The 14,546-nt window shown below is 42.2% G+C and carries 12 protein-coding genes; 10 read left to right on the plus strand and 2 right to left on the minus strand.

All coding sequences use genetic code 11. The features are described from left to right. The 5 genes from SELR_RS15405 (at position 1) to SELR_RS15425 (ending at position 4,527) form a co-directional block, all read left to right on the plus strand. A complete protein-coding gene (locus SELR_RS15405; RefSeq protein ID WP_014426053.1) occupies positions 1-1,227 on the plus strand; it encodes a replication initiation protein in 1,227 nt (408 codons plus the stop codon). Between the two features lie 218 nt (positions 1,228-1,445). Beyond that, a complete protein-coding gene (locus SELR_RS15410; protein ID WP_014426054.1) occupies positions 1,446-2,204 on the plus strand; it encodes a ParA family protein in 759 nt (252 codons plus the stop codon). Next, positions 2,197-2,502: a hypothetical protein gene (locus SELR_RS15415; RefSeq protein WP_014426055.1), complete on the plus strand. Its 306-nt coding sequence runs from the start codon at positions 2,197-2,199 to the stop codon at positions 2,500-2,502. Before SELR_RS15410 ends, SELR_RS15415 begins: the two co-directional genes overlap by 8 nt. A gap of 112 nt (positions 2,503-2,614) precedes the next feature. Beyond that, positions 2,615-3,220: a protein adenylyltransferase Fic gene (fic, locus tag SELR_RS15420; protein ID WP_014426056.1), complete on the plus strand. Its 606-nt coding sequence runs from the start codon at positions 2,615-2,617 to the stop codon at positions 3,218-3,220. A gap of 92 nt (positions 3,221-3,312) precedes the next feature. Further along, the gene (locus SELR_RS15425; RefSeq protein WP_014426057.1) at positions 3,313-4,527 is read left to right on the plus strand and encodes an AAA family ATPase; all 1,215 of its coding nucleotides are present in this window, start codon (positions 3,313-3,315) and stop codon (positions 4,525-4,527) included. 94 nt (positions 4,528-4,621) lie between these two features. On the opposite strand, the gene SELR_RS15430 is transcribed toward SELR_RS15425, so the two are convergent. Then, positions 4,622-5,758, minus strand: coding sequence for an ATP-binding protein (locus tag SELR_RS15430; RefSeq protein WP_014426058.1), 1,137 nt, complete (start codon positions 5,756-5,758; stop codon positions 4,622-4,624). Positions 5,759-5,901: 143 nt separating this feature from the next. Here SELR_RS15430 and SELR_RS15435 point away from each other — a divergent pair, with 143 nt between their 5' ends. The 5 genes from SELR_RS15435 to SELR_RS15455 all read left to right on the plus strand — a co-directional run bounded on the left by SELR_RS15435 (position 5,902) and on the right by SELR_RS15455 (position 14,068). Beyond that, positions 5,902-6,318 carry a type II toxin-antitoxin system MqsA family antitoxin gene (locus tag SELR_RS15435; RefSeq protein WP_014426059.1) on the plus strand — a complete coding sequence of 139 codons (417 nt, stop codon included), beginning with the start codon at positions 5,902-5,904 and terminating at the stop codon, positions 6,316-6,318. A gap of 113 nt (positions 6,319-6,431) precedes the next feature. Continuing rightward, positions 6,432-8,219 carry a type I restriction-modification system subunit M gene (locus SELR_RS15440; protein ID WP_014426060.1) on the plus strand — a complete coding sequence of 596 codons (1,788 nt, stop codon included), beginning with the start codon at positions 6,432-6,434 and terminating at the stop codon, positions 8,217-8,219. A gap of 410 nt (positions 8,220-8,629) precedes the next feature. After that, positions 8,630-9,886, plus strand: a complete 1,257-nt coding sequence (locus SELR_RS18020) for a restriction endonuclease subunit S (RefSeq protein WP_014426061.1) — start codon at positions 8,630-8,632, stop codon at positions 9,884-9,886. Next, positions 9,886-10,890, plus strand: coding sequence for a virulence RhuM family protein (locus SELR_RS15450; RefSeq protein WP_014426062.1), 1,005 nt, complete (start codon positions 9,886-9,888; stop codon positions 10,888-10,890). Before SELR_RS18020 ends, SELR_RS15450 begins: the two co-directional genes overlap by 1 nt. Before the next feature lie 175 nt (positions 10,891-11,065). Next, on the plus strand, positions 11,066-14,068 hold the full coding sequence (locus tag SELR_RS15455; protein ID WP_014426063.1) for a type I restriction endonuclease subunit R: 3,003 nt from the start codon (positions 11,066-11,068) through the stop codon (positions 14,066-14,068). Between the two features lie 49 nt (positions 14,069-14,117). Here the strand turns inward: SELR_RS15455 and SELR_RS15460 are convergent, their stop codons facing one another. Next, positions 14,118-14,384 carry a hypothetical protein gene (locus SELR_RS15460; RefSeq protein WP_014426064.1) on the minus strand — a complete coding sequence of 89 codons (267 nt, stop codon included), beginning with the start codon at positions 14,382-14,384 and terminating at the stop codon, positions 14,118-14,120. Between the last annotated feature and the right edge of the window lie 162 nt (positions 14,385-14,546).

Here is a 14,546-nt window from a genome sequence, read left to right on the forward strand (position 1 = left end):
ATGTCAGAGGAACTTGATGAACGTAGGCCTATTATCTATCAGAGTAATCCTTTGGTAGAAGGACGACAACCATTTGGAGCAATAGAAATGCGCCTCTTTTTACTGGCTTTGCAACATGTAAACCCACATGTGTCGAAAAATGATAAATTTTATGACGAGGCATTTAAGGATTTAAGATTATCTCCGGGACAAGTAAAGAAAGTTTTTGGTCATGGTGAATATCTCAATAGACTAGAATCTATATGTGATGGAATGGCAGAAAAGGTAGTTACACTTCGTGATAGTGATGGAGGTTTTACCAAATATCCTATATTTGGACGTATAAAATACAGGCCCGAAGATGGATTGTTAATCAAATTCAATGAGGATATGCGCCCGTTGATATTAGATATACTAGAATCAGGACGTGGCTATACTAAATTAGATGCTAAACAACTTTTTGGCCTTCATTCAGCTTATGCTGTAAGATTATTGGAGCTGATGTTACAATATCGTGGCATGATGCAAAATAATATAATTACAAGAAATATAGCAATTGAAGACCTGAGATTTCTCATGAATATAGAAGATGGGAAATATAAGCATGTTGGTTCATTTGTACAAACAGTCATAGAAACACCTATTAATGACATAAACCAGAGTACAGAATATAATATTAGTTATGAAAAAGTGAGAAATGGTAGGAAGATAATAGGATTTATTTTTTCTTTGGATTGCAGTGAGGTTACGGCCAGCCAAGATGTTCAAAGAAATATACAGTTGGAGATGACGCCTAGTAAAAAGGAAAGGCATGGTTTATCAATTAAGGTCGTAACGCAGCTAACAACATTATGTGGAAGTAATGAGGAATTTGAAAAAAGAATGGAGCATGCGTTGAAATTAGCTGAACAAAGAAAACCCGAAAATTTACAGGGATTCTTGTATAATGCTATAAAAGAAAACTACAGACAACAAGATTTAGATACGCAAGCTGCGATAGAACGTGAGTTGACGGCTATAAAAGAAAACAATGAATGGGAACAAGTAGCGAAAAAGTTGTTTGGTGGTGAAGTCGCTATAGATGAGTCGAAGGAAGAAATACCTTTTGATAAGAAAAATAAAATAGAGGCTGCGATAGTGAAGGTAATATGCAAAGAACTTCGTGATAGAAAACTATCATTTACATCGCGTAGTCGTTTAGAAGACCATAACATGAGTGTTGAGAGGTTTTTAGAGCTATATGCCTGATTCTATAAGGAATACACAAGGTATTTAACAGCTATAAGAAGGTAAAAATAATGTTGCCAAACTGTGTAATTTCAGTTTGATAACATTATTTTTATTGTTAAATTACAGTTATTTTAACGTTAAAATAACATTATATATACATTGACATTTATGTAAATATAATGTATAGTAATAGTAAAAATAGTGTAATGGTAGTGTTAGATAGAGGGGGATTTAGCATGCGGGTAGTAGTTTTTAGCAATAAGAAAGGCGGCGTAGGTAAGACGACCAGCGCTTTAGCAACGGCAGCAGGCTTAGTAAAAGCAGGCTATAAAGTATTAGCTATAGATATGGATGGTCAGGGGAATTTTGGTGTTTCTTCTGGGGGAGAAAAAAACGTAAAAGGAACATACGATTTCTTAAAAGGGGATTCATTAGAGACCGTATTACAAAGCAATGGAGTATATGATTTTATAGCTGGAGATAAGCGGCTATCTAATGCAGAGGCCGATTTCCCTAGAATTGGTTCGGAAAGTCTATTAAGAAAGGCTTTGAAAAAGGTTGCAGGTTATGATTTTGTGATTATTGATACACCGCCTGCTATGGGGTTATTAACACTTAATGCATTGGTGGTAGCAGATGACTTAATAATTTGTGCGCAGAGCGATGCATATTCAGTGGCTGGATGTATGGAGCTTTTTGGCAATGTTGAGCTTGTTCGTGAGAACTATAACGAAAATCTAAATATAGCGGGGATTTTGCTTACAAGATATTCAACTCAAACCAATATATCTAAACAGATGTTACCTCTTTATGAACAGGCAGCCCAGGTTATGGGGGCAGTGGTATTTAATACTAAGATTCGAGAAAATATTAAACTGACAGAATCACAGGTTATGAATAAACCTATATATAAGTATGCTCCTGATAGCAATGGGGCAAAAGATTATGAAGCATTTTTAAATGAATATTTGGAAGGAATGAAGAATAATGGCTGAGAGTTTAGATGTTGCATCTATGATTGATACAGATTTTTCTGCTCATGTAAAGGCGCAAAAAAAAGCTAAAAAAGATAACAAAAAAGAAACAGATATAGATAATGGTTCAGTAAAGAAGACTAAACGTCGTCCTAGGGTAAAGAAGGAATATAAGCGTGTATCTGCGTATATTACACCTGAACAGTATCAGAAGCTAGACGAGCTTGCAACCATGAGCAAACATAGCTTAACCGATACAATAGGAGAAGCTATTGACGCTTATTATAATGTTATAAAAAGGCGTAGAAAAAGTAACTAAAAAGTTATTATACTGTTATAAAACTGTTTAATAACAGTATAATAACTTTTATTTTAACGTTAAGTTTAATGTATAAAAACACTTATATAGTGCTGATATAAGGGGCAGTGCTATGGATGTAAACAATAAGTTAGGAATAGAAGATTCGCTGTATTTAGCTCATGAAGAAGAACGATTGACGAAGAAACGTGCCCTTGAATTGCATGATAAAAGAATGTTGTATGAATTTGAGGTTGGCACTTTTGCAGGCTTGAAATCAATACATGGATATTTGTTTCAGGATGTCTACGCATTTGCCGGGAAGTTGCGTACAGTCAATATAACAAAAGGATATTTTCGATTTGTACCAGTATTGTATTTAGCGGAGGCGCTTTGTAATATTGATAAAATGCCGCAGAATACCTACGAGCAGATTATTGATAAGTATATTGAAATGAATGTTGCTCATCCCTTCCGTGAAGGAAATGGCCGCAGCACTCGCATTTGGCTGGATGTCATCTTAAAAAAAGAACTGGGTCAGGTCATTGACTGGAGTAAAATCGATAAAGAAGATTATCTTTTCGCCATGGAGCGCAGTCCTGTTCGCAATAAAGAAATAATGATGCTGCTAAAAGAAGCGTTGACCAATCATATTGATGACCGACAAGTATATATGAAAGGCATTGATGCTTCCTACAAATATGAAGGTTACAGCACCTACAAAATTGAAGATTTATAAAATCCCGTGTTGGATAAGTTGGATATATTGGATATGTTGAACAACATATCCAATATATCCAACTTATCCAACACCTGTAAGAGGACTTTTTTATGAAACTTCCTATTGGAATTGAAGATTTCGCCATGCTAAGGCAAAATAATTACTATTTTGTCGATAAAAGCCTTTTTATCAAGGATTTACTGGATAGATCACCTAAAGTGCTGGTAATGACACGCCCTCCACGGTTTGGCAAGAGCTTACTTCTGTCTATGCCCAAATACTTCTTTTCATCAGAATACGGCAAAGGAAACCGCCACCTCTTTGACGGCTTGGCTATTGAACAGGCTGGAAGCCCATATATGGATGAACAAGGGGAAAAACCTGTGGTTATGATTTCTCTAAAGGAATGCAGGGGAACTACCTGGGCGCAAATGCTGGAGAATCTAAAAAGTAAAATGGCCGCTCTTTATCAGCAGTATATGTTCCTGATGAAAAATAAAGCGATAAGAGACGTTGAGCGCCGGTACTTCACCGCCATTTGTAATAAGAGCAGCAATACGGCAAGCCTTGAAATCTCTCTACAACAGCTTCTTCAATTTATCAAACAACACTACCATAAACCAGTTGTTTTACTAATAGATGACTATGATATGGTAATTCAACAAGCCTGGGAAAATGATTTTTACACAGAAGCCTGCACCTTTATGGGAAATTTCCTTGGCAGCGCCCTAAAAACCAATCCAGCATTGGATTTTGCCCTGCTGGCCGGTGTATTAGGCATACCTGATAATAATTTTTTTCTCGGCCTGAACAATGTTGTTACCAGCAGTGTCGTAAACGAATCGTATCCCACAACCATGGGCTTTACTCGTGATGAAGTTACCAAGCTGGCATCTACCTTTGGACAGAAGCAACGATTACCTGAAATAGCGCAATGGTACGGTGGTTACCATTATGCTGGAATGGAAATTTACAATCCTTGGTCAGTGATAAGCTATTTTGCCAACCATTGCCGTTCACAGTCTTACTGGGATATTACCATCAACCAAGCTATGCTCAAACAACTTATCCCTAAAGCTAGCCATGAACAGTATAACAGCTTGTTACAACTGCATGAAGGACAGAATATCACAGCTGTCATTGAAGATGGAAGTTTTTACGAAGATGTTGGCATAGACGCTCTTTATACGTTACTGCTAATCAGTGGGTGCCTGACCGCTGAATCCAGCCATTGGGGACCTGCAGGCCAAGAATGTACATTGGTCATTCCCAATAAGGAAACTCATATATTATATAGGCAGGAAATATTTCGTCATATAAGCTAATACATAGCGATTTCCTATACCCCAAAGTGTATAGATTGTATATACAGTATATACGGCTAACCCCTTTTATTATAAGGGATTAGCCGTGTTTTAATTATCTTATGGCCTCTTGCTTCCAGTTATCATCCCAGCGAAGGTAGAACAGTAGAAAAGGGTCGAGAATATACAGGGTGCTGTTTTTCCATTCTAAGGCAGGTATAGAGGATTTGATAATGCTTTCGCTATGTTTAATTACATTGGCTAGATACATCCCTTTAGGGGCTTCTTCTCCTTCTTTCAGGAGTTCACTCATGCACTCATGTATTTCTGCGGCGGTCAGTTTCATCATAGGTGGGTAAATGCTCAGGCTAAGCAGAAATAGTCCATAGGCATCGCAGTGAAGCCCGTTTTTCAAAGTATATTCCTTGCGACGGCTTCGCCTCTTTGCTGCCCCTTCCCACATATTCCGTATATTGTCCCTGTAATACTGGTATGCCTCCACGGTATCACAAAATGCCCTGTTTACTGCATCAGAAGAGATTTCTTCACCATTTTTTATGATACGAATGGCCAGATTGTAGCAATTTTTCTGCATCAGCTGAGGGGAAAGGACACTTTCCTGCACAATTTGCTCTATCTGTTCGTTAGGAATGGGGATATGCAATAAATCGAACCCCTTGCGGGCTATCTGTTCTAATTCCTCTTTTTTCCAAGGAAGCAAGTTTATAAAGACCGTACGTCCGATGAGGTCAGGATTGCGTTTGATAACGTCATCAGCGAAATGAGGCAGCGTTAGGAGAATGACCTTTAGTCCGTTGAAAAGCTCTGCTTTCAATATTCTGGACAGACAGAGCTGTGTTTCGGGGTTGATGTAATGGAAACCATCAATGACCAGCACCAAATCTCCGGCAATAAGTTTTTTCAGAGCCCAGGTGTTGTTTCGTATGATTTCGGGAATGATATTTTCCCTTTGGCTGCACAGACGTTCTGCTATCTGCTGCCAAAAATCTTCAACAGAGTTTATATGGGCACCACTAAGCTCAATGATTTTTTCTCCCGGCACAACTTTGCGATAGAGAACGGTCTTTCCCGTCATAGAGCTACCTGAAATAACTATCAAGCTCCCCACCTTTTGAAGAGCGCGTCTTAGTTTTGCCTCGTAGGTAGTCCCCCGCTTTTCTTGTCTATTTATGTATGTATAAGACGGCATAGTGTTAGGGCGAAATACATCTACAACATGGCATTCTTTCATATTCGCACCTCCTCGTAACATAATGTTTATAAAATTAGTATATCATGAATATGATTGCACTAATACACCACTATGGTTATAATATTGATTAGACGAGAAATTTCACAAGTATTCCTACAATAACAGAGAACCGAGGTATCATTATGGAAGAACACAAATATGATACAGAAACTGGTGTGGAACTAAAAAGGGATGTTAGACCTTTAACTATAAAATACCAAGGTCGTAGCAAAACCTTTGATATGCCCGGCTGGTATCCGGCAACGGATGAGTGCGATGCCACCTTTACCCAAGATGACCTAAAGGTATACGACAATGCCATCAAGGAATTAAAAGCAGAGGTGGAGCATCTGCTACTGCCAAATGAAATACGCACCATCCGCAAACGCTTAAATTTGACCCAAATTCAGGCCGGTCTTATCCTTGGCGGTGGAAAAAGAGCGTTTCAAAAGTACGAGAGCGGTGATATTCTCCCCAGTCGAGCAATATCAAATCTACTTAGGCTGCTCTCCATCAAGCCCTCCCTTCTAAAAGAGTTGCCAGCGGCAGACGAAGAATAATATCGTAAAAAAACCTTATTTTCACTGTTGGATATATTGGATATGTTGTTATTATTGAACAACATATCCAATATATCCAACTTATCCAACACATTTTCGAAAGGAACAAGTATATGTCAGAAACAAGCAATGAGAAAATACAAGAAGTAGGCCGTAACATACAGGAGAAAGCAGCATTGGTCTGGTCTGTGGCAGATGACCTGGTAGGGGCGTTCAAGCCTCACGAATATGGTCTTGTTGTGCTGCCCATGGCGGTTATCAAGCGCTTCCATGACTGTCTGCTGCCAACTCATGAACGGGTACTGGCAAAATACGAGGAAGTCAAGAATCTGGCCGTGAAGGAGGGCTTTTTGCGCGGTGCTTCCGGCTATCAGTTCTATAACACCAGCCCGTTTACGTTCAAGACTCTGGTAGCTGACCCGGAGAACATCGAGGACAACTTCAAGGCTTATCTGAACGGCTTTTCGGATAACGTGCTGGATATTCTGGCGCGCATGGATTTCACGTCACAGATTAATCGCATGGTGGAAGGCGGGCTCCTGTATCAGGTGATTTCTGACTTCAATTCGGAAAAGGCGGATTTCTCCCCGGAAAATGTCACGGCGGTGGATATGGGTTATATCTTTGAAAACCTTGTCCAGCGGTTCTCCGAGTCTTATAACGAGGAAGCAGGGGCGCACTTCACCAGCCGGGATATTATCTATCTTATGTGTGACTTGTTGGTGGCCGGGGACAGGAATGCCTTTGAAGAAGATGGCATCAGCAAGACTGTCTACGATATGACTATGGGCACCAGTCAGATGCTGACCTGCATGGAAGAACGACTCAAAGCTCTGGACAGCGAGGCTGACGTAGATGTTTTCGGTCAGGAGTTCAATCCCTTCACTTTCGGTATTGCCAAAGCAGATATGTTGATTCGTGGAGGAGACCCGGACAATATGCAGTTTGGCGATACGCTCTCGGATGATAAATTCAGCGGCTATGAATTCGACTATATCATTTCCAATCCTCCCTTCGGCATTCCCTGGAAGCGGGAGGAAAATGAAGTCACCGCCGAACACAAACAGGGGGCTGCCGGACGTTTTGCCCCCGGCCTGCCTGCAAAATCTGACGGTCAGATGCTTTTCCTGCTGAACGGCGTGGCCAAGCTGAAGGAAAATGGCCGCATGGCCATCATTCAGAACGGCTCGTCCCTATTCACTGGGGACGCAGGTTCTGGCCAGTCCGAAATCCGCCGCTATCTTATTGAAAATGACTGGCTGGATGCTATTGTGCAGCTGCCAAACGATTCCTTCTACAACACAGGCATTGCCACCTATGTATGGCTGATTACCAAGGACAAGCCCGAGGAGCGGGCCGGGAAGGTACAGCTGATTGACGCATCAAATTGCAAGGTTTCCCGCCGCAAAAATATCGGTAACAAGCGTGTGGACATCACTACCGCTTGCCGTGACTTGATTGTAAAACTCTACGGTCTGTATGCTGATGGCACGTTCACGGAAACGGATGAAAATGATGGAGAAATCACCGTAAAATCCAAGGTGCTAGATGCCGTGACCTTGGGCTACAACAAAATCACCGTGGAATCCCCGGAATTGGACGAAAATGGGGAAAAGGTGCTGAAAAAGGGCAAGCCCGTGGCTGACACCAAGAAGCGTGACACGGAAAACGTGCCTTTGGAAGAAGATATTGACGCTTACTTCGAGCGAGAAGTCCTGCCCTATAATCCTGATGCCTGGATTGACCGTAAAAAGACCAAGGTGGGCTATGAAATCCCCTTTACTCGAACCTTCTACGAATACAAGCAGATTGAGCCGGCGGAAGATATTGCAAAGCGCATTGAAGAACATGAGAAAAGCTTGATGAGCAAGCTCCATGAGTTGTTTGAGGAAAATGAGTAAACGAAAAGCCGTCCAATGAATGAACGGCTTTTCTCCCTCAACGGCTGGCCTTTGCCCGAGGTGTTTGCTGATTGCTGTACTACTTCATCAGCACGGTGAATAAATAGTTGGCTACCAATCCAGCAATCAATGAAAGCAGGAAGTCACGCAACAGGTTTAGGTTGTTCATCGCTAACCCTCCCTTCCGCTGAGAGGTGCACAGCGAAAATATTATAGCATTTTTTTGTGTGTTGTGCTACAATAACAGTAGGTTTAGGACGTTCATTGCTGACAGCGTTGCGGGTTGGCCGCCTGTAACGCAAGAGGTCCGCTAGATGAACAAAGGAAGAGCCATTCCTACGGGGATGGTTCTTTTCGTATGTAAAATTTTATCCGTGACAATAGTATTAGCAATATGATGGGGGATGTTGATGAAAGCGATAATGCGGGATAAATCAGAGTTAAAGGATAGTGGGATTGAGTGGATGGGAGAAATACCTCAATCATGGAATATAATTGCTAATAAATATGTTATGCACAAAGAGAAAAGTCTTTGTGCAAAGTGGAATGATGAAGATGTTCTATCTTTAACAATGAATGGTGTTATTGTTAGAGATTTAATAAATCCAACGGGGAAAATGCCAACAACATTCGATGGCTATCAATATGTAAAAAAAGGCGATTTGCTTATGTGTCTTTTTGATATTGATGTGACACCTCGATGTGTAGGACGTGTATTAAATAATGGAGTTACAAGCCCTGCATATAGCAATTTCAAAATGCATGACAACGCAAAGTTGGGATATTACTATTATTACTATCTGATGATGGACCATACAAAAGAACTGTTACACTTAGCTAAAAATTTACGTCATTCATTTACTGAAGAACAATTAGGAGTTCTGAAAGTACCTCTTCCACCAATAAATGAGCAACAACGCATCGCCCACTACCTTGATGACCGTTGTTCCAAGATAGATACTATCATTGCTGAAGCTAAAGCAAGTATTGAGGAATACAAGGAACTGAAACAGGCGGTTATAGATAAATACATTCTGGGGTATAATGATATTCATATCAAACTTAATCACTTAGGCTCATTAAAAAACGGACTAAATTTTACACATTTTGAGGAAAATGGGAATATAAAATTCCTCGGAGTCGGTTGTTTTAAGGATAACACTATCCTCTCTAAGGAAGATTCGTTTGAGAATATACATATAGATTTCGAAATTGACGATGAATATTTATTAATAAACGGGGATATTATTTTTGTACGCTCAAACGGAAGCAAGGACTTAGTGGGGCGTAGTATTATGGTGGATAATATAACATTTCCTTTGACTTATAGTGGATTCTGTATACGATTCAGAAATCAACATACAGAGATTGTTGATAGCAAATTCTTATTATATTATTTTAGAACAAGTTATTTCAAAGAATCGTTGCTCAAACATAGCAATGATTCAACCAATATAAATAATCTCAATCAAGGAATGTTGAATGCGATAAGAATTTCTGCTCCTATAAAAAACGAGCAATTAATGGTAATTGAAAAACTTGAAAAAAAATTATGTACAATGGAAGATGTTATTTCTGAAAAACAATCCCTTATCGAAGACCTTGAAGCCTACAAAAAATCCTTGATTTACGAAGTAGTAACCGGCAAGCGGAAGGTGGTGGCGTGATGACCAACGCTAATATTCGCAATAGCACGGTAGATTTTTTGGTATTTACCAAGGACAGCGGCGCAGGTTCCATTGAGGTGCGGGTGCAGAACGGCGACGTATGGCTGACACAGAAGGCCCTGGGGGAACTGTTTGACATTGACCGCAGTGTTATTGCCAAGCATTTGAAGAAGATTTATACGGATGGAGAACAGGATGAGGATTCAACTTGTGCAAAATTTGCACAAGTTGCCGATAATGGTAAAACCTATCAGTATAAGTTCTATTCCCTGTCGGCCATTATCGCTGTTGGCTACAAGGTAAATTCCCAAAGGGCTATCCAATTCCGTCAGTGGGCTACCAAGGTGCTGGACACCTTTGCCAAGCAAGGGTATGTGCTGGACAAGAACCGACTTATCAATGGTCAGATTTTTGACGAAGACTATTTTGACCATCTGATTTCCGAGATTCAGGAGATTCGCGCTAGTGAGCGGCGTTTCTATCAGAAAATAACGGACATCTACGCTACGGCGGTAGATTATACGCTGGACAGCAAGACCACCCGTGATTTTTTTGCCACAGTGCAGAATAAGATGCACTATGCCGTTCACGGCAGTACAGCGGCAGAGCTTATCATGGATAGAGCCGACCACAAGAAGGAACACATGGGGCTGACCTCATGGAAAAACGCCCCGGATGGAAAAATCGTCAAGGCTGACGTGTCAATCGCCAAGAATTATCTGGCTAAGGAAGAAATGCAGGAACTTAACGAGATTGTCACCATGTATCTAGACTACGCCACCCGTCAGGCCCGCCGTCATATTCCCATGACCATGGCTGACTGGGCCAGCAAGCTGGATGCATTCTTGCAGTTCAATGATGCAGAAATTCTCCATGATAAAGGTAAAGTATCTGCGGCCATTGCCAAAGCCTTTGCAGAAAGCGAGTTTGAGCAATACCGGGTGTTGCAGGACAAGCACTATGTCAGCGATTTTGATAGGTTAATGCAGGAAGCTGACAATTAGACAAATAGCCATATTGTTCTTTCTGTGAGGATATTGTGAGAAAATGGGGTGGTAATTCAGTCACAACCTGTGACTGAATTGATTTGTCCCCCAACCTGGGGGACAAATGGACAAAGCAATGATATTGTCTTTATGAAAAGGACAATACAAAAAACAGGTTAAGTAGGTGATAGCAGTGGCAGAGAATGAGAAACAGTTTGAAGCAAATATAGAAGAATACCTGATAAGCCCTGCAGGGGGCTATCAGCAGGCGGATGACTCCGGCTATCGTGAATCCATTGATATGGCGCTGGATATAAAAACGCTGGTGCGATTCGTAAAGACCACCCAGCCTTTGGTATGGCAACGCTTTGAGAAGCAGTGCAATTCTGACCCATTACGAAAGTTTTACAAGTGCTTTGAAGATGCGGTGCAGGCCGATGGTCTTGTTTCTGTCCTGCGACATGGCTTTAGGCACCGTGGAATGGATTTCAAGGTCTGCTATTTCAAGCCAGAATCTACCCTCAATGACCTGGCGGTGAAGCATTACAAGCAGAATATCTGCCAGTGCATCCGTCAGTGGCATTATTCGGCGCAGAATAATAACAGCGTGGATATGATGTTGGCCATCAACGGCATTCCTCTTGTGGCCATTGAATTGAAGAACCAGCTCACTGGCCAGAGTATCGACAATGCCAAGACCCAGTGGATGTATGACCGGGACTATCGGGAACCGATCTTTAAGCTGAATCACCGCATTCTTGCCTTTTTTGCCGTTGACCTGTATCAGGCAGCCATGACCACGGAATTGAAAGGAGCCAATACCTTTTTCCTGCCCTTCAATCAGGGGAGCAATGGAGCAGGCTATGACGGCGGGGCTGGCAATCCCCAGACGGAGAACGGGGATTATGTTACGGGCTACATTTGGAAGAATGTGCTGCAAAAGGACAGCCTGCTTGATATCCTGCAAAAGTTTGTGAACTTCCAGGGGAATCGATTGATTTTCCCTCGCTATCATCAGCTGGATGTGGTGCGGAAGCTAATTTTCGATGTGCGGGAATACGGCTCAGGCCGTAATTACCTGATTCAGCACTCGGCAGGGTCAGGCAAGTCCAACTCTATTGCCTGGACAGCTTACCGGCTGGCCTCCCTGCACAATGCCGACAATGAGCCTATCTTTACTTCGGTAGTCATTGTAACAGACCGCCGCAATCTGGATGCCCAGTTACAGGAAACCATTATGGGGTTTGACCATACCATCGGCAGCGTGGAAACCATTGGGGAGAAGAAGACCTCCCAAGACCTCAAAAAAGCCATCAATGCCGGGAAGCGGATTATCGTCACCACGTTGCAAAAGTTCCCAGTGATTTATGAGGAAGTCAAGGACACAGCTGGAAAGCGGTTCGCCATTATTGTAGATGAAGCCCATTCTTCCCAGACCGGCAGTTCGGCTATGAAGATGAAGGTGGCTTTGGCCGATAAGGCGGATGCCCTCAAAGAATATGCTGAGCTGGAAGGCAAAGCCGAAGAGGAACTTTTGGATAACGAAGACCGGCTGGTGCAGGAAATGATTGCCCATGGCCGTCATGATAATCTGTCCTTTTTCGCCTTTACGGCTACGCCCAAAGAAAAGACTTTGGAGCAGTTCGGCACGGAATACGAGGATGGTTCTTTCCATCCCTTCCATATCTACTCCATGCGGCAGGCCATCGAGGAAGGTTTTATCCTGGATGTGCTGGCCAACTACACCACCTACAAGACCTGCTATCAGATTGCCCGGAACGTGACGGAAAATCCTGCTGTTCCCCAATCCAAGGCATTGAAGCTCATTCGGCGTTTCAGTGAACTTCATCCCTACAATATTCAGCAGAAGTCTGCTTTGATTGTGGAGACTTTCCGCGAAGTCACTAAACACAAGATTAAGGGCAAAGGCAAGATGATGGTGGTGACCTCTTCGCGACTGGCAGCGGTGCGGTATTTCCATGAAATCAAGCGGTATCTCAAAACACATAACTATCATGATATCGAAATCCTCGCCGCCTTCTCCGGTAGCATCAAAGACCCGGAGGATGCCAGCGATAAGGAATATACGGAAAGCGGCCTCAATGTGGATGCCGCCGGGAACCATGTTTCCGAAGCTCAGACCAAGCAAGTTTTCCATGATGAGGGCCATATCCTTATCGTGGCCGAGAAATATCAGACCGGCTTTGATGAACCGCTGCTGCATACCATGATTGTCGATAAAAAGCTCAAAGGTGTAAAAGCGGTGCAGACCTTATCCCGTTTGAACCGTATCCACCCAGATAAGGAAGACACCTATATTCTCGATTTCGTCAACACCAAGGAAGATATTTTGGCAGCCTTCCAGCCTTTTTATCAGGAGACTTATCTGGAGGAAGAGCTGAATACCGACCTCATCTACAAAGTGCAGAAGATGCTGCGGGATTACAAAATCTATGACGATAACGACATCGAAAATGTCAGCAAAATCTATTTCGATGAAAATGCCCGCAAAGCCAATAAGACACAAGCTGCCATTACCAACACCCTGCTGCCGATACAACAGCGGTATAACGACTTGAATCAGGAACAGCGTTATCAGTTCCGTAAACTTTGCCGCAATCTGGTAAAATGGTATGCTTACATTACCCAGATTACCCGTATGTTTGACAAGCCCTTACACAAGGAATATATCTTCTGCTCCTATCTCGCCAAAATCCTGCCCAGTGATCCCGAGGTTCCCTTTGACCTGGGAAATCGTGTCCGGCTGGAATATTACAACTTGCAAAAAACATTCAGTGGTTCGATTTCTTTGGTGAAGGAAGAAAAGGGCGCGTTTGCTTCAGCCAAACTCAAAAAGCCGGTCAAGCAGGAAGAAACCCTCAGCCCATTGGAGGAAGTTATTGCTAAAATCAATGAGCAGTATCTAGGGGATTTTACCGAAGGGGATAGAGTAGTGATCACCACTCTCCACGAAAAGCTCCGGCAGAATAAGAAGCTGCAAAAGGCTGCTCAAAATAATGGCGCGCAGATGTTTGCGAATAATGTCTTCCCCAGTATTTTTGACGATACGGCGCAGGCAGCTTATATGGAAAGTACAGAAACTTATACCCGACTCTTCCAAGATGCGGAGAAATACCGCGCCATCATGAATGCACTGGCAGCGGCCATGTTCCAGGAATTCAGAACACAAATATAAGAAACTACCCTAAAAGGGCGTAACCTATTTTGTCAGGTTACGCCCTTTTTTAATATGGAATTTTTTTCCTCCGGGAAACATCATCCCGATACCTCATCAGTAACTGTAAAACTTCATCGTGTTCGTATAAATCCAAAATCCCTGCTTCCTTGAAAATCTGACCAGCCCGATACATTTTCAGAATTTCAGCTGACCGTTTCTGCTCATTGGTGATGGCAGTCACTTCATGCTCCAACTGTTTTCGTTGTTCATTCAAGCCCTCCATCCGCTTCTCTAGGGCTGCAAGGCTCTTTCTCTTCCGTTCTAAACGTGTCATGGTATAAAATCTCCTTTCTGTAAATACATTTCATTATAAATCTGATAGGGGGTTGAAAAACTATACAATATTTTACTCAATGTCAAAATTTCCATAGGGTGAAAAAATATAGGGGGTTCTGAATCCTCTACAATATTCGAAGCTGGCCCCATTTCGGCAAGG

The sequence above is a fragment of the Selenomonas ruminantium subsp. lactilytica TAM6421 genome, from assembly GCF_000284095.1.
GTDB lineage: Bacteria > Bacillota > Negativicutes > Selenomonadales > Selenomonadaceae > Selenomonas_A > Selenomonas_A lactilytica.